Genomic DNA, 16,530 nt, shown 5'->3' on the forward strand with positions numbered 1-16,530 from the left:
GCGATGACACACGAACCCATCACGATGGAACAGAAGCCGCACGACGTCTCGCGCTGGTTGCGGCATCTCGGCACCTGGCGCGCACACGCCCGATGGATCTTCCCCGACAAGGCGCTGGATACGCTTGAAGCAGCAATCCGGGAGTCGGAGACGGAACACCGCTGCGAGATCCGCCTGGTGATCGAAGCGGCAATGCCGCTTGCGGCCGTGTGGCGCGGGCACACCTGCCGTCAACGGGCCGTTCAGCTATTTCATCACCTCGGCGTCGCCCATACGGGCGAGCGCACGGGCATACTTCTGTACATCAACATCGCCGATCACGATATCGAGCTGATCGCCGACAAAGGCGTCAATGCGCTGGTGCCTGCACGTACGTGGGACGCCGTCGTCGCGCAAATGAGCGCCGGCTTTCGCGACGAACGTTACGTCCAGAGCGTGCTCGACGCGCTGAACACCCTGCGCGGCATTGCGCGCGAATCCCTGCCGGCTCACGCCGGCGCTGCGCCGGACAATGCCTTGACCGACCGGCCGCTGATGATCTGACGCCTCATGTTTTCCGAACAGGATTTTGCTTACATGCGCCGCGCGCTGGCCCTTGCCGAGCGCGCAATGTTCACCACGACGCCGAATCCGCGCGTCGGCTGTGTGATCGTGCAGGACGGCCGTGTCATCGGCGAAGGCTTCACACAGCCCGCCGGACAGGATCACGCCGAAGTGCAGGCCATGAAAGACGCCCGCACGCGCGGCGAGTCGTTACGCGGGGCGACGGCATACGTCACGCTGGAACCGTGCAGCCACTACGGCCGCACACCGCCCTGTGCGAAGGGCCTGATCGAAGCCGGCGTGAAACGCGTGATCGCGGCAATGGAAGATCCGAACCCGCTCGTGGCGGGACGCGGCCTGACCATGCTGCGCGACGCCGGCATCGAAGTGCGCTGCGGACTGCTCGAGCAAGAGGCGCGCGAAATGAACATCGGCTTCGTTGCGCGCATGGTGCGCGGCACGCCGTGGGTGCGGCTGAAGGTGGCCGCCAGCCTCGACGGCAAGACCGCCCTGAACAACGGTGCGAGCCAATGGCTCACCGGCCCGGCCGCGCGCGCCGACGGACATGCGTGGCGCGCACGGGCGTGTGCCATTCTCACCGGCATCGGCACCGTGCGAGAAGACGACCCGGCCCTCACGGTGCGCGAGGTGGAGACAACGCGCCAGCCACTGCGCATCGTCGTCGATTCCCGTCTGGAGATTTCCCCGACCGCCAAGGTGCTCGCGAACGGCAACGCGCTCGTGGTCTGCGCGAACGGCGCGCCGGACCGGGTGTCGCGTCTGCACGATCTCGGCGTGGAAGTCCTGGATCTGCCCAATCCGAACGGCAAGGTCGAGCTGTCTGCATTGCTGCGTACGCTGGGCGAGCGTCAGCTTAACGAAATTCACGTGGAAGCCGGCTACAAGCTCAACGGCTCGTTGCTGCGCGAGCACTGTGTGGACGAACTGCTGACCTATCTCGCCCCATGCATCGTGGGCGACGCGCAGGGCATGTTCAATCTGCCCGCGCTCACCTCGCTCGACGACAAGCTCACGCTCACCTTCACCGACGTGCGCATGATCGAAAACGATCTGCGCGTGATGGCCCGCTTCAGGCGCGACTAGCGGAAGGCCGGGACGAGCCAGGTCCGATGAAGCGCAGCATCGCGAAGACAAAGAAACGGGGCGTACCGAATGGCGCGCCCCGTTCTTCTTTGCAGGACCGGAAACCAGGCCCTGCCGTATGGCACCGTTTGTAACGTTGTAACGTTTGTACCGTACCGTGCGTTGTCTCAGACGTGGAAGCCCACGCGACCGAGCGACTCCATTTCGACCGAGACGTACTGCCCCGGCTGAATGTATTCGGCCGGCGTCGCCCCGCCCGCCATCACGATCCAGCCCGCCTGGAGCGGCTCGCCGGCCGCCGCCGACAAACGCGCCGCCGCAACCAGCGAACGCAGCGGATGCCCCAGCAGCGCCGCCGTCGATCCTACCTGCACGGTGCGGCCGTTGATCGTCATTGCGAGCCCCAGATTCGAGAAGTCGACATGCGGATCGTGCCAGGCACCAATCACGAAGCCGCTCGACGACGCGTTATCGGCAATCACCTCCGGCAGCGTGAACTTGAAGTCCTTGTAGCGCGAATCGATGATCTCGATGGCTGGTGCAATCGCCTCGACGGCCGCAAGCGCTTGCGGGCCCGTGACGTTGCCATCGAGCGGCTTCTTCAGAATGAAGGCGATCTCCGGTTCGACACGCGGATGCACATAGCGCCTGAAGTCGATGGAGGTGCCTTCCTCGACCTGCATACCGGACGTGAGACGCCCCCAGATCACGTCGGACAGCCCCATTTGAATCATCTTCGCGCGACTCGTAAAACCCATCTTCACGCCCACGCGCGTTTCACCGCGCGCTTCGCGCCGGGCGAGCGATGCGGCCTGAATGGCGTAGGCGTCGTCGAGCGACAGACGGTTGTCGGTATCGAACTGCTCAACCTCGTGCGCGAAGTGCGCCGCGTCGTCGAGCAGCTTGGCGTAGTCTTGAATGTGGCTCATCGCGCAGCCTCGCTGGCAGGTGCGAACACGGCGCGGACCGAGCCCAGGCCGTTGATACGGGTTTCGAAAATGTCGCCGGGCGTCACAGCGGCCATCGGGCCGAGCGCACCGGAGAGCACCAGATCGCCGGCCTTGAGCGGTGTGCCCACGGCCGCCATCGTGCGGGCAAGCCACACCACGGCGTTGATCGGACTGCCCAGACAGGCAGCCCCCGCCCCCACCGACACCGGCTCGCCGCGCCGCTCCATCACCATGCCGCACATGCGCACGTCGAATTCCGAGAGGCGCTTCGGCGTATTGCCGATCACATAGGCCGACGACGACGCGTTATCGGCAATCGTGTCGGTAATGCGAATGTTCCAGTCGGCCACACGGCTACCAACGATCTCCAGCGCGGGCAGTGCATATTCGATGGCGTTGATGACGTCGAGCTGGCCCGGGTTCTCGACGTTCAGATCGCGACCGATGACGAAGGCGATCTCGGCTTCGATCTTCGGTTGCGTGAGGATCGAAGCCGGAATCGGTTCACCGTCGCCATAGCCCATATCGTCGAAGAGCATGCCGAAATCGGGCTGATCGACACCGAGCTGTTTCTGCACGGCGACCGACGTGAGGCCGATCTTGCACCCGACGATACGGCGCCCGGCAGCCAGACGCCGCTCGGTGTTGATGCGCTGGATGGCGTAGGCGTCGTCGATGCTCAACGGTGCGTACGTGTCGCGCAACGGGGCAATGAACTGATGCGAGCGCTCGGCTTCGAGCAGCGCATCAGCCGCCTGTTGCAGACGCGCCTGCGTGGCAGCGTCGCGTGGTGTGCTCATCGTCATCACGCGCCTGCCTTGGCCGGCGCCGCCGGCTCGTCCTTGGTTCGCTCGCCAACCGCCCAATGTGCCGCCGGCACCTGCGTGGCATACACACGGATCGATTCGAGCGGCGCGCCGAGCGTTTCGTGCACGGTGCGCGCTACGGCCTTCACACAAGCCTTCACGGCGGCGGCGTCACGACCTTCCACCAGATTGATATGTACGATTGGCATGATGCTGTCCCCTGAAAATGCCGAAAAGATTGCTTTCGGACCTCATGATGCGCGCACCTCGGGGATACCGTCCAATACCAAATTTCCATATTCCGATACCATTTCGGTATTGAGAGATGGCGCCAGTCGCGGCGCCCGGACGGGATTTCCATGGACATCAAGCAGATGCGATACTTTCTTGCCGTCGCGCAGGAAGGGCATTTCGGGCGGGCGGCAGAGCGGCTGAATATGGCGCAGCCGCCGTTGACCCGCCACATCCACGCCCTAGAAGCGCAACTGGGCACGCCCCTCTTCGTGCGCACCCCCAAAGGCGCCACGCTGACCGCTGCCGGGCAAACGCTGCTCGCCGAGGTGCCGAACATTCTGGCGCTGACGCGTCGCGCCGAAGAACAGACGCGCCTCGCCGGCGAGGGCTATATCGGGCGCCTCGACGTGGGCATCTTCAGTTCCGGCATTCTCAACGTCATTCCACAGTTGCTGGCGGACTTTCATACGGATCGCCCCGAAGTGAAGATCGGGCTGCACAACCTGTCGAAAACCGAGCAGATTTCGGCGCTGCGCGAACGGCGCATCGCCATCGGATTCAACCGCCTGATTCCGGACGAACCGGATCTGGTGGTCGACTGGATTCATCGGGAGCCGTTTCTGGTGGCGCTCTACGAGGGCCACCCGCTATGCAAACGTGCCTCGCTGACACTGGCCGATCTCGACAACGAGCGGATGATCCTCTATCCGAACGCGCCGGTGCCCGGGCTCGCGGAAGAAGTTACTGCGGCGTTCCGCGCCGAGGGCGTCACGCTGCGGGTGGAGCAAGAGGTGGAGGACGTGGTGACGTCGATCGCGCTGGTGGCGAGCCGCTTCGGTGTTTGCGTGACAACGGAGTCGGCGGCGAACCTGCGCCTGCCCGGCGTGGTGTACCGGCCGCTGAAGTCTCAGCGGCTGCGCTCCATCGAGCTCAATTGTATGTACCGGCGCGACGACGACTCGCCCATTCTGGCAGCCTTTCTGGCGCTCATCCGGCGCTCACGCAACCAACGCCGCCCACTGACCATGTAATGAAGCCGCATATCCGCCGGTATATAGCATCGGATGCAAAACTCCATAATTGGATTCCAATGAATCGCGGATTGTATCCAAAATGTCCTGTTCGACAATCCGAGTCGTCGATTCAACATGGCCCCGATTAGTCGACTTGAATCGATTTCAATGGGTTTTTTATCTGCGTAGTAGTACGGAGTATCACTGTGAGGACTCTTATTTTTTTCTTCCGACCCTTTTGAAACCCTTTATTCATGCGGCGCTTCGGGGCGTTGAGGATAGCTGTTCCAATTGAACTGCGTATTACGCTACTATGGCGCATCGTTCGTGTCGCCTGCGGCATGAGTGATCAAATACCAACAGGTTTAGCAGTCGATCAAGACCACCGCACGCTTGGGTAGTCAGAAAAATACAAATCAAGGAGATGTCCACAATGCAGTTTCGTCACAAATCCCTGTTCGTCGCCGCTGCCCTCGCCTTCATTGGAACGGCCGCCAACGCCGAGACCGTCAAGATCGCCATCGCCGGTCCGTTCAGCGGCTCGGTTGCTCAATACGGCGACATGGTCAAGGCCGGTGCGCTGACCGCCATCGAAGAAATCAACGCAGCGGGCGGTGCCAATGGCAACAAGCTTGAAGCCGTGATGATGGACGATGCCTGCGAGCCGAAGCAGGCCGTTGCCGTCGCCAACAAGATCGTTAGCCAGAAGATCAAGTATGTGATCGGTCACGTGTGCTCGGGTTCGACGATCCCGGCATCGGACATCTACGAGAACGAAGGCGTGGTGATGATTACGCCGTCGGCGACGGCCCCGCAACTGACCGAAGGCAAGAAGCGCCACTTCATCTTCCGCACCATCGGCCGTGACGATCAGCAAGGCCCGGCGGCTGCCCAGTACATCATCAACAAGGTCAAGCCGAAGAAGGTTGCCGTGCTGCACGACAAGCAGTCGTACGGCCAGGGCATTGCCACCTCGGTGAAGAAGGATCTCGACGCCGCCAAGGTTCCGGTCGTGCTGTTCGAAGGTATCAACGCCGGCGACTCGGACTACTCGGCTGTCATCACCAAGCTCAAATCGCAAGGCGTGGATTTCGTGTACTTCGGCGGCTATCACCCGGAAATGGGTCTGCTGCTTCGCCAGGCGCGTGAACAAGGCGTGAAAGCCACGTTCATGGGTCCGGAAGGCGTGGGTAACAAGGACGTGACGGCCATTGCCGGCCCGGCCTCGGAAGGCATGCTCGTGACGCTGCCGGCCGACTTCGCTGCCGACCCGGCCAACGCCAAGCTGGTGAAGGCATTTGCCGACGCCAAGCGCGATCCGAATGGTCCGTTCCAGATGCCTGCCTACACGGGCGTGCAACTGATCGCCAAGGGCATCGCCGGCGCGAAGAGCACCGACTCGGAAAAGGTCGCCAAGTACCTCCACGCCAACACGTTCGACACGCCGATCGGCAAGGTTGCGTATGACGCTGCCGGCGATCTGAAGTCGTTCAAGTTCGTGGTGTTCACGTGGCACAAAGACGCCACCAAGACCGCCGCCAACTGATTCCCTGACGCTTTACCGGCCAGCGAATCACCCCCTGCCGCCCGCCGACCCCGGCGGGCGGCGCGCATTCGCGCTCGGCCCCCGCTCGTCGCGAGGCTTCCCGCATGAACGAATTTTTCCCACAGCTCGCCCAGCAACTGGTCAATGGCCTGACGCTGGGTGCGATCTATGCATTGATTGCCATTGGCTACACAATGGTCTACGGCATCATCGGCATGATCAACTTTGCCCACGGCGAGATCTATATGATCGGCGCCTATGTCGGGCTTGTCACACTGACTGCCATCGGCACAGCGGCGGGTTACCCCTTGCCTCTCGTGCTGGGGGCAGCGCTGCTGGTATCGGTGCTGATCACGGGCCTGTATGGCTTCGCGATCGAGCGGGTGGCGTATCGCCCGCTGCGCGGCGGACCTCGTCTCGGACCCCTGATCTCCGCGATCGGTATGTCCATCTTCCTGCAGAACTACGTGCAGATCGGGCAAGGCGCGCGCGATGTCTCCGTGCCAATGCTGATCTCGGGCGCCATCGACATTCCGATGGGTGACTTCACCGTGACCATTCCCTACGCTCGCATGTTGATCGTGGGGGTGACGGTCGCGTTGATGATTCTGCTTACGCTGTTCATCGCCAACTCGCGCATGGGCCGTGCCTGCCGTGCCTGCGCCGAGGACATGCGCATGGCCAATCTGCTCGGCATCGATACGAACCGCGTGATCTCGTTCACGTTCGTGCTCGGCGCCATGCTCGCGGCCGTGGGCGGCGTGCTGATCGGCCTGACCATTGGCAAGCTCAATCCGTATATCGGCTTCATCGCCGGCATCAAGGCCTTCACGGCGGCAGTGCTGGGCGGTATCGGCAGCGTACCCGGCGCGATGCTGGGCGGTGTGCTGCTGGGGCTGGCGGAGACACTCGCCTCGGGCTACATGCCCTCCGAGTACAAGGACATCGTGGCGTTCTGCCTGCTGGTACTGGTGCTGCTGTTCCGCCCGACCGGCTTGCTGGGCAAGCCCGACGTCGAGAAAGTCTGAGGTCGACCATGACACAACAACTCACTCTCAAGTCCGGCGCCGCAAATCGCGCGCAGGCAGGCGACACGCTCAAGGGTGCGGTCATCGCCGCACTCGTGACGATCGTTCTCACGGCCCCCATCCTGGGCCTGCAATTGAAGCTCGAAGGCTATCAGGTGGTGCTCGAGCAGCACTGGCGCCCGGTCTGGATCGCCACGGCCATCGTCTTCGTGTTTCAGTTGATCAAGCCTTTCCTTCTGCGCACCAAGCGTGCAGTGAAGCTGCCGACCCTGCCCGCCATGGGACGCCGCCAGCAACTGACGGCAATGTGGGTGCTGCTTGCCGTCGGGCTCGTGTGGCCGTTCGTCGGTTCGCGCGGTGCGGTCGACGTAGCCACGCTTGCCCTTATCTATTGCGTGCTCGGTCTCGGCCTGAACATCGTTGTGGGCTTCGCGGGCCTGCTCGATCTGGGCTATGTCGGCTTCTACGCCGTGGGCGGTTATACATATGCGCTACTCAATCAGTACTTCGGACTGACTTTCTGGGAATGCCTGCCGCTTGCCGCGCTCATGTCGGCTACGTTCGGCTTCCTGCTCGGTTTTCCGGTGCTGCGTCTGCGCGGCGACTACCTCGCTATCGTGACGCTGGGTTTCGGTGAAATCATCCGTCTCCTGCTGAACAATCTGACGAGCCTCACGGGTGGACCCGACGGCGTGTCGGGTATTCCGAAGCCCAGCGTGTTCGGGCTGGAAATGGCGCGTTCGTCGAGTGTCGAAGGGGCCAGGACATTCCATGAACTGATCGGCCTGCCCTACAGCGGCTCGCACATGGTGATCTTTCTCTACCTGCTCGCGTTTGCACTGGTGGGTTTCACACTGTTTGTCACGAGCCGCCTGATCCGCATGCCGATCGGGCGCGCGTGGGAAGCGCTGCGCGAAGATGAAATCGCATGCCGCTCGCTCGGCCTGAACCCTACGCGCATCAAACTCTCGGCGTTCACGCTGGGGGCATCGTTCGCGGGTCTCGCCGGTGCGTTCTTTGCCGCACGTCAGGGACTGGTCACGCCCGAGTCGTTCACGTTCATCGAATCGGCGCTCATTCTCGCCGTGGTGGTGCTCGGCGGCATGGGGTCGCAGATCGGTGTGATTCTCGCGGCCATTCTGCTCACGATCCTGCCGGAAGTCGCGCGCGACTTTGCCGAGTACCGGATGCTGATTTTCGGTCTGGTGATGGTGCTGATGATGATGTGGCGTCCGCAGGGTCTGTTGCCCGCCACCCGCCCGCATGTGGAGTTGCCGCAATGAGCGCAGAACTGTTGAAACTCTCCGGCCTGCAGATGCGCTTCGGCGGTCTGCTCGCCGTCGACGGCGTCGAGTTCGACGTCCGCAAGAACGAAGTCTTCGCGATCATCGGCCCGAACGGCGCAGGCAAGACGACCGTGTTCAATTGCGTCGGTGGTTTCTATCGCCCCACGGGCGGTTCGATCACGCTCGACGGCGATAACATCACCGGTCTGCCAAGCCACATGGTGGCCCGGCGCGGTCTCGTGCGCACATTCCAGAACATCCGGCTGTTCCGTCAATTGACGGTCGTGGAGAACCTGTTGGTCGCGCAGCATATGCGTGTGCATAGCGGCTTCCTGCAAGGGCTGTTCTCGACGGGAGCGTTCCGGCGGGCCGAGCGCACCGCACTTGAGCGGGCCAAGATGTGGCTCGATCGGCTGGGCCTGACCGCCGTGGCCAATCGCGAGGCGGGCACGCTATCGTATGGACATCAGCGGCGTCTTGAAATCGCGCGCTGCATGATCACCGAGCCGCGTCTGCTCATGCTCGACGAACCCGCTGCCGGCCTGAATCCGCAAGAGAAGGTCGAGTTGCAGCAACTTGTCGACAATCTGCGTCACGAGTTCGGCATCTCGGTACTGCTCATCGAACACGACATGAGTTTGGTGATGGGCGTGTCGGACCGGATTCTCGTTATGGAACACGGCAAGCCCATCATGACCGGCAAGCCCGACGAGGTGCGCAACGATCCGCGCGTCATCAAGGCCTACCTCGGGGAGGAATAATGCTGAAGCTGGAAAAAATCCACACCCATTACGGGGCCGTCGAAGCGCTTTCCGGCGTGTCGATAGAAGTCAACAAGGGCGAGATTGTCACGCTCATCGGCAGCAACGGCGCGGGCAAGACCACGCTGATGATGACGGTATGCGGCACGCCGCGTGCGTCGAGCGGACGGGTGATGTTCGAAGGCAACGACATCACCGCCTGCCCCACGCATGAAATCATGCGCATGGGCCTCGCGATTTCGCCGGAAGGCCGCCGCGTGTTTCCAAGCCTGACGGTGATCGAAAATCTGAAAATGGGCGGCTTCTTTGCGTCCAAGGACGAAATCGAGGCTGGCATGGACCACGTCTTCAAGCTGTTCCCGAGACTCGCACAGCGTGGCAAGCAGCGCGCCGGCACCATGTCGGGGGGCGAGCAGCAGATGCTCGCCATCGGACGTGCGCTGATGAGCCGTCCGCGTCTGCTTCTGCTCGACGAACCGACGCTGGGTCTGGCCCCGCTCGTCATCGCGCAGATCTTCGACATCATTCGCGCCATTCGCGAAGAAGGGGTCACGGTGTTTCTGGTGGAGCAAAACGCGAACAAGGCGCTGCATGTGGCCGATCGAGGCTACGTGCTGGAGACCGGCCGCGTGGTGCTCGCGGATTCGGCCGCCAACCTGCTCGCGAACGACGACATCAAGCGCGCTTATCTCGGGGCATGAGATTGCAGCCTGGGATGTAAGCGCCGCTCTCGGCACATGCCGAGCGCAAAAAGGGACGCGCCTTCGGGCGCGTCCCTTTTTTCATGCCGCCGCGATGACCCAACGTGTTTTGTCCGGCTTCGCCGGCACATCACTTCATCAGTTCGACCAACTGATCGAGCGCCTTGCCCCATCCGTCGTGGAAGCCCATGGCCTCGTGCTGCGCACGCGTAGTTTCATCGCCATGAATGGCAATGGCCGTATAACGTGTGCCCTTGCCTTGTGCCTCCATCAATACGGCCGCGGTGAAATGAAAGCCGCCGTGTTCCGCCACAGGGGCAGGCGCCGGACGGAAGCCAGGCAGGACCACGTTCGTCCAGACCAGTCGCGAGTTCTCGACGACTTCCAGATAGCATCCGTCGTTGGGGAACTGCTGCCCTTCGGGCGAGCGCATGACGGTGCGGAAAAGCCCGCCGGGGCGCAGATCGATTTCGCACTCCACGGTCTGCCACGGCGCAGGGGTGAACCACTTCTTGATGTGCTCGGGTTGTGTCCACGCCGCCCAGACACGCTCGCACGGCACATCGACGTAACGCTCGAGCACTAGATCCAGCTTCGGGTCGATCGAGAAAAGGTTGGCACGGCTCATCGTCATGTCTCCTTCATTTGCAGTAGATAGCTATCGAGTTGATCGAGGCGGCGCGTCCATTTGTCGCGCTGCAACTGGAGCCAATCCTGCGCGCCAGCCAGTGTTTCCGTTTCCAACACATAAGTGCGGACACGGCCACTTTTCCGGGAGACGACCAGTCCGCTCTCCTCAAGCACATTCAAGTGCTGGGAGAACGACGGCAATGCCATGGAAAACGGACGCGCCAGTTCGCTCACCGAAGCGGGCCCGAGCGTCAAACGCTCGACGACCGCGCGTCTCGTGGGGTCGGACAGCGCCTGAAAGATCCGGTCGAGAGGGATAGATTGGTTAGCCATTCACCTAACTATAGTGACACCAATCACTTAGGTCAACACCTTTGTATTGGGAATTTTCCACCCAATGCCCGGCCCGCCACCGACGCCTTGCGCCGATTCTTCCGAGTTCACATTCGGACGCTGCCGAAATTGCCCGTGTCGGCCGATTTTCCGGGGCTGCGGCGCGAGATTCGGCCGCAGCCGTGCACCGGCTTGGCGTAGAATAGAGCCTTTCCAAATTCAGCCCCCGCGTTGTCCGCTATGCCGTTGGCCACTACAGAAGAAATCATTGCCGAGCTGAAGGCCGGCCGCATGGTTGTCCTCGTCGACGAGGAAGATCGTGAAAACGAGGGCGATCTGGTCATGGCAGCCGAGTTCGCCACGCCCGAAGCCATCAATTTCATGGCGAAGTACGGCCGTGGACTGATTTGCCTTACGCTCACCCAAGCGCGTTGCAAGCAGTTGAATCTGCCGTTGATGACCTACCGCAACGGCACGCAATACGGCACCGCATTTACGCTGTCGATCGAAGCGGCCGAGGGGGTTACCACCGGCATCTCGGCGGCAGATCGCGCGCATACGGTCAAGACGGCCATTGCACAAGAAGCGCGTCCCGAAGATATCGTGCAGCCGGGTCACGTCTTCCCGATCATGGCGCAGCCCGGCGGGGTGCTGGTGCGCGCGGGTCACACGGAAGCCGGTTGCGACCTCACGGCAATGGCCGGCCTCACGCCCGCCGCCGTAATCTGCGAGATCATGAACGACGACGGCACGATGGCACGTCTGCCGCAGTTGCTGGAGTTCGCGGAACAACACAACGTCAAGATCGGCACGATCGTCGATCTGATTCACTACCGCAGCCGCACCGAATCGATGATCGAGACGGTCGCAACGCGCGAAATGCAGACGGCCTGGGGCACCTTCCAGGCAACCCTTTATCGGGATAAGCCCAGCGGCAACCCGCATCTGGCATTGGTGCGGGGCACGCCAACCCCGGCAGACGAAACGCTCGTGCGGGTGCACGAACCGCTGTCGGTACTCGATCTGCTCGAAACCGGCGTGTCGACGCACTCCTGGACGCTCGCAGGCGCCATGCAGGCGATTGCCGAGGCAGGCAAGGGGGTGGTCGTGCTGCTCAATTGCGTGGAAACGCCGGAGCACCTGTTCAACCAGTTCGAAGCCCTCGACGAATCCGAGAAGGCTGCGCGCGCCAAGCGCCGCCCGGTGGACTTCCGTACGCACGGCGTGGGGGCACAGATCCTGCGCGAACTGGGCGTCGGTAAAATGCGTGTGCTTTCGAGCCCGCGCAAGATCCCCAACATGGCAGGTTATGGCCTCGAGGTCACCGGCTTCCAGCCGATGCCCGGCGCCGAAACCGCCTGAGTCTGTTCTGTATCGATCCCCTGCCGGCAAACGGCGTTGGGGGATCATCTTGCCGAGCATTGCCTGTTTCGGGCATGCCGGCACAACGTTGGCTGCACCGCCTGGACGGTACTTTTTTAGAGGAAGCCCATTATGGACATCGGACAATACCAGCCGGAACTCGACGGTGAAGGCCTGCGCGTGGGTATCGTGCAAGCACGATTCAACGACGCCATATGCACGGCGTTGCGCACTGCCGCTGTGGCTGAACTCGACCGCCTCGGCGTCGACGGCGAAGACGTTCTGCTTGTGACGGTGCCCGGTGCACTGGAAATTCCGCTGGCATTGCAGAAAATGGCCGAAAGCGGCCAGTTCGACGCGCTCATCGCGCTCGGCGCGGTGATTCGCGGCGAGACGTATCACTTTGAGCTGGTGTCGAACGAAAGCGGTGCCGGTATTACGCGTATCGGTCTCGATTTCGGTATTCCCATCGCCAACGCGGTGCTCACGACCGAAAACGACGAACAGGCCGAAGTGCGCGCCGCCGAAAAGGGCCGCGATGCAGCCCGCGTGGCGGTGGAAATGGCCAATCTGCTCGAAGCCATGGACATGCTCAGTGGCGACGACGACGGATCGGATGAAGACGAAGAAGAGGAAAATCGGTAATGAAGAGTGCTCGCCGCCGCGCGCGCGAATTTGCGCTGCAAGGGTTGTATCAATGGCTGCTCTCGCGCGACCACGCGGGTGAGATCGATGCGCACCTGCGCACCACCCCCGGCTACGACAAGGCGGACCATACCCACCTGGATGCCCTGCTGCACGGTAGCATCCGGGAGGCGGACGCCTTGTCGCAGCAACTCCAGCCGTACCTGGACCGCCCGGCCGCAGAATTGTCGCCGGTCGAACACGCCGTGCTCGTCATTGGCGCCTACGAACTGATTCACCACCTGGATATTCCGTATCGCGTGGTCATCAACGAGGCCGTCGAACTCGCCAAGACCTTTGGCGGTGTCGAAGGCTTCCGCTACGTGAACGGTGTCCTCGACAAGTTCTCGGCGGAAGTGCGCCCGGACGAAGTTGCAGCGAACCGCAACGGCAATCGCGGCAAGAGCGCGTAACGCATAACGCTCAGCAGGTGTCTCAGGCCTGAAGCCGCCAGAAACCTGCCACCGGTTGGGCTCAACGGGGTGTTATCTGCCCCGCAGGGCCCAGCCAGTCGCCCTCAGCCCTTCTCATCCAATCGCTCAGCCTCCTCCCCCCGATATCATGGACCGCACGCCAGATCTCGCCTCTCCCTCGCTCAAACTTGCACAACGCGTCGACGACATCGCTCCGTTCCACGTGATGGAGCTAGCCAAGCAAGCCGCGTTGCGGGAGAAGGCAGGCCACCCCGTAATCCACATGGGGATCGGCGAGCCGGATTTCACGGCGCCCGAAGCGGTGATCGAGGCGGCCGCGAAGGCCATGCGCGATGGACGCACGCAATACACGGGCGCCATGGGCATCCCCGCGCTGCGCGAGGCCATCGCCGGTTACTACCGTAGCTATTACGGCGTTGACATCGATCCGTCGCGCATTGTCGTGACGGCCGGCGCGTCGGCCGCCCTGGTGCTGGCCTGTGCAGCCCTGGTCGGCGTGGGCGATGAAGTGTTGATGCCGGATCCCTGTTATCCGTGCAACCGGCACTTCGTCTCGACGTTCGACGGCAAGCCGGTCCTGATCCCCTCGGGCCCGGCAGAACGTTTTCAACTGACAGCCGAGCGCATTGAATCCCACTGGGGGCCGGCCACGAAGGGCGTGTTGCTTGCCTCGCCGTCGAACCCGACCGGCACATCCATCGAGACGGAAGAACTGTCTCGCATCGTCAAGGCAGTGCGCGCCCGTGGCGGCTTCACACTGGTCGATGAGATCTATCAGGGCCTCTCCTACGATGGCAAGCCGACTACGGCGCTGTCGTTCGGCGACGACGTTCTGGTCGTGAGCAGCTTCTCGAAGTACTTCAACATGACAGGATGGCGCCTCGGTTGGCTAGTCGTGCCGCCTTCGATGGTCCCGACCTTCGAGAAGCTTGCGCAGAATCTGTTCATCTGCCCGTCTGCGGTGGCACAGCATGCCGCCACCGCCTGCTTCCTCCCGGAAACGCTGGCGATTTACGAATCTCGAAAGGAAGCGTTCCGCGAGCGTCGTGACTACATCGTGCCGGCTCTCGAACATCTTGGCTTCAAAGTGCCCGTGATGCCGGACGGCGCGTTTTACGTTTACGCAGATTGCACCGGCGTTTCGCATCCGCACGCCGCCGACAGCGACCGCCTCACTCAATCGTTGCTCCAACAAGCAGATGTGGTGCTGGTGCCGGGGCTCGATTTCGGCTTTGCCGAACCGCACCAGTACATCCGCTTGTCGTATGCCACGTCACTGGCACAGTTGCACGAAGCGATGGACCGGATCGGGAAGGTCTTTGCCGCCGGCGGATAACGCAGATAGCGTCAGCACTCCCCCGCACAAACGGCAACAGAAGCGCAGCCCCGTTGGAAAGCAAAAAACCCATCGAATCGCTTCGATGGGTTTTTTTGTTGGCTTCGCGCAGCCTCTCTATATAGATAGACAACACGCGTACCCGTGTGACGATTGGCTCGAAGGCAATGCACCGGCCGTGGCGCATCCATCCAAAGCGAATCGCCGATCCGTCAGGCAGCGGTGCTGTCGTCCGCCTCAAGCGGCTTGGCAGCCGCAGCGGCCTTGCCAGCCGACGTTGACGCGGCCGGCGCGGGCGCCGAGTCGGTTGATTCGTCCGACTTGCCTGCCGAGACCGGCTTCATCGCCGGCTTGGCCGAACTGACGATCACCGGCGCTTGCGGTGCATTCGGCGAGACCTTGCGACCCATGGTCACGCTGCGCAGACGATCGCGTTCGGCAAGCACCTTGGCGCCGTAACCGCCGTCACCCGCACTGGTCGATCCCACATACAGGCGCAAACCACCGGCGAGCGAGCCACCGCGGGCAATGCATTCCTTCAGGATCAGCGCACCCACCTTGATGTTCGCGAGCGGATGCAGTGCCGCCTCGGGACCGCCGAAGTATTCCAGCTTGTCCTGATGCACTTTCGACATGACCTGCATCAGGCCCTGCGCGCCGACGGTGCTCTCCGCATACGGGTTGAAGCCCGATTCGATAGCCATCACGGCGAGCAGCAGCAGCGGATCGAGGCCGACTTCCTTGCCCGTCGAGTAAGCGGCGCGCACGAGATTGCCCGTGACGTCACCCGCGACGCGATAACGCCGCGCCAGGTAATCGGCCACGGCGATCTGCTCACGCGTGTCCAGTACCTTGGTGGCACGCGCGTCGGCGGCCACACGTTGGTTCGGAATATAGGCGGCGAGGACTGCTGCCGACGGCACATGTTGTGCCGCTTGCGCCATCAACGCCGAGTCGGAGGACGAGGCGCCCTGCGCGACCATGCCGCCGTTGGCGCCCTGGCTGGCCGCATTGGCCGAACCGGTGGCTGCCTCTAGCAGCGGACCCACGCGCGACGCCAGATCGGCACGCCACGTCGGTCGAGCCCACAACGCCAGCGTGCCGACCACGGCAACCAGACCGACCGCGCTGGACGTATACAGTCCAACACGACCGCCATGCCATGCCAGGCGACGCCAATCGCGGCGAGCCGCGGCTACCGTTGCCGCACTGCGTGCGCCAAGCGCACGGACAGCGGCCAGTAGCCAGGGTGATAAACCAGACTTCTTCATACTACGTACTCCGGTTACGCCGTCACCACGGGGTGGCCCCGAGGCGTAAGGAAACGAGCCGGTATGCCCGCCAGGCATCCCGTTAAGTGCTCATTTACGGCATATGGAACGAGGCGGTGCATCGCGTTTGTCGTTGACGATGCCGCTACCGCCGCAGCGCGCCGACCTGTTCAGGTCCCCGGCGCTGACGAGCTATCGCTCGCGCTGCTTCCTAAAACACTGGCTTCCCGACCTCGGTGAGAAAACCAGCCACTGAAAATCCACGTCGATGTTGTAGTTGTCGCTAAGCTTGAGCGGGTCGGCCTACCCGTCTTCAAAGCCGCCTTTCTGGATTCAACGGGCGGATTGTAGCAGCCACATATAAACAGTCAATACTATTATTAGTCTAAATCATTACCAAAAGTAATTTGTAACGGCTGTTTTGCCGTGACGTTCGGGAGCCTTGACCGGTAAAATGCCCTGCCTCACCCCGCGTTTACGGGGGTGCCACCCCGACATTCTGCGAATT

At 62.4% G+C, this 16,530-nt stretch carries 18 protein-coding genes; 12 read left to right on the forward strand and 6 right to left on the reverse strand.

Translation table 11 applies throughout. The features are described from left to right. Positions 1-3 precede the first annotated feature (3 nt). Together AT395_RS19420 and ribD are read left to right on the forward strand one after the other, a co-directional pair. Positions 4-543 (forward strand): TPM domain-containing protein, encoded by a 540-nt coding sequence (locus AT395_RS19420; protein ID WP_162597723.1) that lies wholly within the window; start codon positions 4-6, stop codon positions 541-543. Between the two features lie 6 nt (positions 544-549). After that, positions 550-1,647 carry a bifunctional diaminohydroxyphosphoribosylaminopyrimidine deaminase/5-amino-6-(5-phosphoribosylamino)uracil reductase RibD gene (gene ribD, locus AT395_RS19425; RefSeq protein ID WP_048628931.1) on the forward strand — a complete coding sequence of 366 codons (1,098 nt, stop codon included), beginning with the start codon at positions 550-552 and terminating at the stop codon, positions 1,645-1,647. 167 nt (positions 1,648-1,814) lie between these two features. On the opposite strand, the gene AT395_RS19430 is transcribed toward ribD, so the two are convergent. Genes AT395_RS19430 through AT395_RS19440 form a run of 3 tightly spaced genes read right to left on the reverse strand, consistent with a single transcriptional unit; the run spans position 1,815 to position 3,612 of the window. Further along, positions 1,815-2,576 carry a 2-keto-4-pentenoate hydratase gene (locus AT395_RS19430; protein WP_048628930.1) on the reverse strand — a complete coding sequence of 254 codons (762 nt, stop codon included), beginning with the start codon at positions 2,574-2,576 and terminating at the stop codon, positions 1,815-1,817. Beyond that, positions 2,573-3,397, reverse strand: a complete 825-nt coding sequence (gene mhpD, locus AT395_RS19435; protein ID WP_042118060.1) for a 2-keto-4-pentenoate hydratase — start codon at positions 3,395-3,397, stop codon at positions 2,573-2,575. Before mhpD ends, AT395_RS19430 begins: the two co-directional genes overlap by 4 nt. Positions 3,398-3,402: 5 nt before the next feature. Further along, entirely contained in the window at positions 3,403-3,612 is a 210-nt protein-coding gene (locus AT395_RS19440; protein ID WP_048628929.1) for a tautomerase family protein, read from the reverse strand. A gap of 150 nt (positions 3,613-3,762) precedes the next feature. Here AT395_RS19440 and AT395_RS19445 point away from each other — a divergent pair, with 150 nt between their 5' ends. The 6 genes from AT395_RS19445 to AT395_RS19470 all read left to right on the forward strand — a co-directional run bounded on the left by AT395_RS19445 (position 3,763) and on the right by AT395_RS19470 (position 9,972). Beyond that, positions 3,763-4,668, forward strand: a complete 906-nt coding sequence (locus AT395_RS19445; RefSeq protein WP_042114896.1) for a LysR family transcriptional regulator — start codon at positions 3,763-3,765, stop codon at positions 4,666-4,668. A 415-nt stretch (positions 4,669-5,083) separates the two neighbouring features. Further along, positions 5,084-6,196, forward strand: a complete 1,113-nt coding sequence (locus AT395_RS19450) for a branched-chain amino acid ABC transporter substrate-binding protein (RefSeq protein ID WP_042114894.1) — start codon at positions 5,084-5,086, stop codon at positions 6,194-6,196. Between the two features lie 104 nt (positions 6,197-6,300). After that, entirely contained in the window at positions 6,301-7,224 is a 924-nt protein-coding gene (gene livH, locus AT395_RS19455) for a high-affinity branched-chain amino acid ABC transporter permease LivH (protein ID WP_042114893.1), read from the forward strand. Between the two features lie 8 nt (positions 7,225-7,232). Beyond that, entirely contained in the window at positions 7,233-8,507 is a 1,275-nt protein-coding gene (locus tag AT395_RS19460) for a high-affinity branched-chain amino acid ABC transporter permease LivM (protein ID WP_042114891.1), read from the forward strand. Then, complete coding sequence (gene livG / locus AT395_RS19465) at positions 8,504-9,271, forward strand: high-affinity branched-chain amino acid ABC transporter ATP-binding protein LivG (RefSeq protein ID WP_042114889.1); 768 nt, start codon at positions 8,504-8,506, stop codon at positions 9,269-9,271. The genes AT395_RS19460 and livG overlap by 4 nt, the downstream gene beginning before the upstream one ends. Then, complete coding sequence (locus AT395_RS19470; protein ID WP_042114888.1) at positions 9,271-9,972, forward strand: ABC transporter ATP-binding protein; 702 nt, start codon at positions 9,271-9,273, stop codon at positions 9,970-9,972. Before livG ends, AT395_RS19470 begins: the two co-directional genes overlap by 1 nt. Before the next feature lie 130 nt (positions 9,973-10,102). On the opposite strand, the gene AT395_RS19475 is transcribed toward AT395_RS19470, so the two are convergent. Further along, positions 10,103-10,600: an SRPBCC family protein gene (locus tag AT395_RS19475; RefSeq protein WP_042114886.1), complete on the reverse strand. Its 498-nt coding sequence runs from the start codon at positions 10,598-10,600 to the stop codon at positions 10,103-10,105. A gap of 2 nt (positions 10,601-10,602) precedes the next feature. Further along, the gene (locus AT395_RS19480) at positions 10,603-10,935 is read right to left on the reverse strand and encodes an ArsR/SmtB family transcription factor (protein ID WP_042114885.1); all 333 of its coding nucleotides are present in this window, start codon (positions 10,933-10,935) and stop codon (positions 10,603-10,605) included. Between the two features lie 240 nt (positions 10,936-11,175). On the opposite strand from AT395_RS19480, the gene ribBA reads away from it, so the two are divergent. The 4 genes from ribBA to AT395_RS19500 all read left to right on the forward strand — a co-directional run bounded on the left by ribBA (position 11,176) and on the right by AT395_RS19500 (position 14,751). Beyond that, positions 11,176-12,297, forward strand: coding sequence for a bifunctional 3,4-dihydroxy-2-butanone-4-phosphate synthase/GTP cyclohydrolase II (ribBA, locus tag AT395_RS19485; RefSeq protein WP_042114884.1), 1,122 nt, complete (start codon positions 11,176-11,178; stop codon positions 12,295-12,297). Between the two features lie 132 nt (positions 12,298-12,429). Further along, positions 12,430-12,942: a 6,7-dimethyl-8-ribityllumazine synthase gene (gene ribH, locus AT395_RS19490; RefSeq protein WP_048628928.1), complete on the forward strand. Its 513-nt coding sequence runs from the start codon at positions 12,430-12,432 to the stop codon at positions 12,940-12,942. Then, on the forward strand, positions 12,942-13,394 hold the full coding sequence (gene nusB, locus AT395_RS19495; protein WP_048628927.1) for a transcription antitermination factor NusB: 453 nt from the start codon (positions 12,942-12,944) through the stop codon (positions 13,392-13,394). The genes ribH and nusB overlap by 1 nt, the downstream gene beginning before the upstream one ends. Before the next feature lie 148 nt (positions 13,395-13,542). Continuing rightward, positions 13,543-14,751, forward strand: coding sequence for a pyridoxal phosphate-dependent aminotransferase (locus AT395_RS19500; protein ID WP_042114881.1), 1,209 nt, complete (start codon positions 13,543-13,545; stop codon positions 14,749-14,751). Between the two features lie 212 nt (positions 14,752-14,963). Here AT395_RS19500 and AT395_RS19505 read toward each other — a convergent pair whose 3' ends face one another. After that, a complete protein-coding gene (locus tag AT395_RS19505; RefSeq protein WP_053086366.1) occupies positions 14,964-16,022 on the reverse strand; it encodes a lytic transglycosylase domain-containing protein in 1,059 nt (352 codons plus the stop codon). Between the last annotated feature and the right edge of the window lie 508 nt (positions 16,023-16,530).

The sequence above is a fragment of the Pandoraea apista genome, assembly GCF_001465595.2.
GTDB lineage: Bacteria > Pseudomonadota > Gammaproteobacteria > Burkholderiales > Burkholderiaceae > Pandoraea > Pandoraea apista.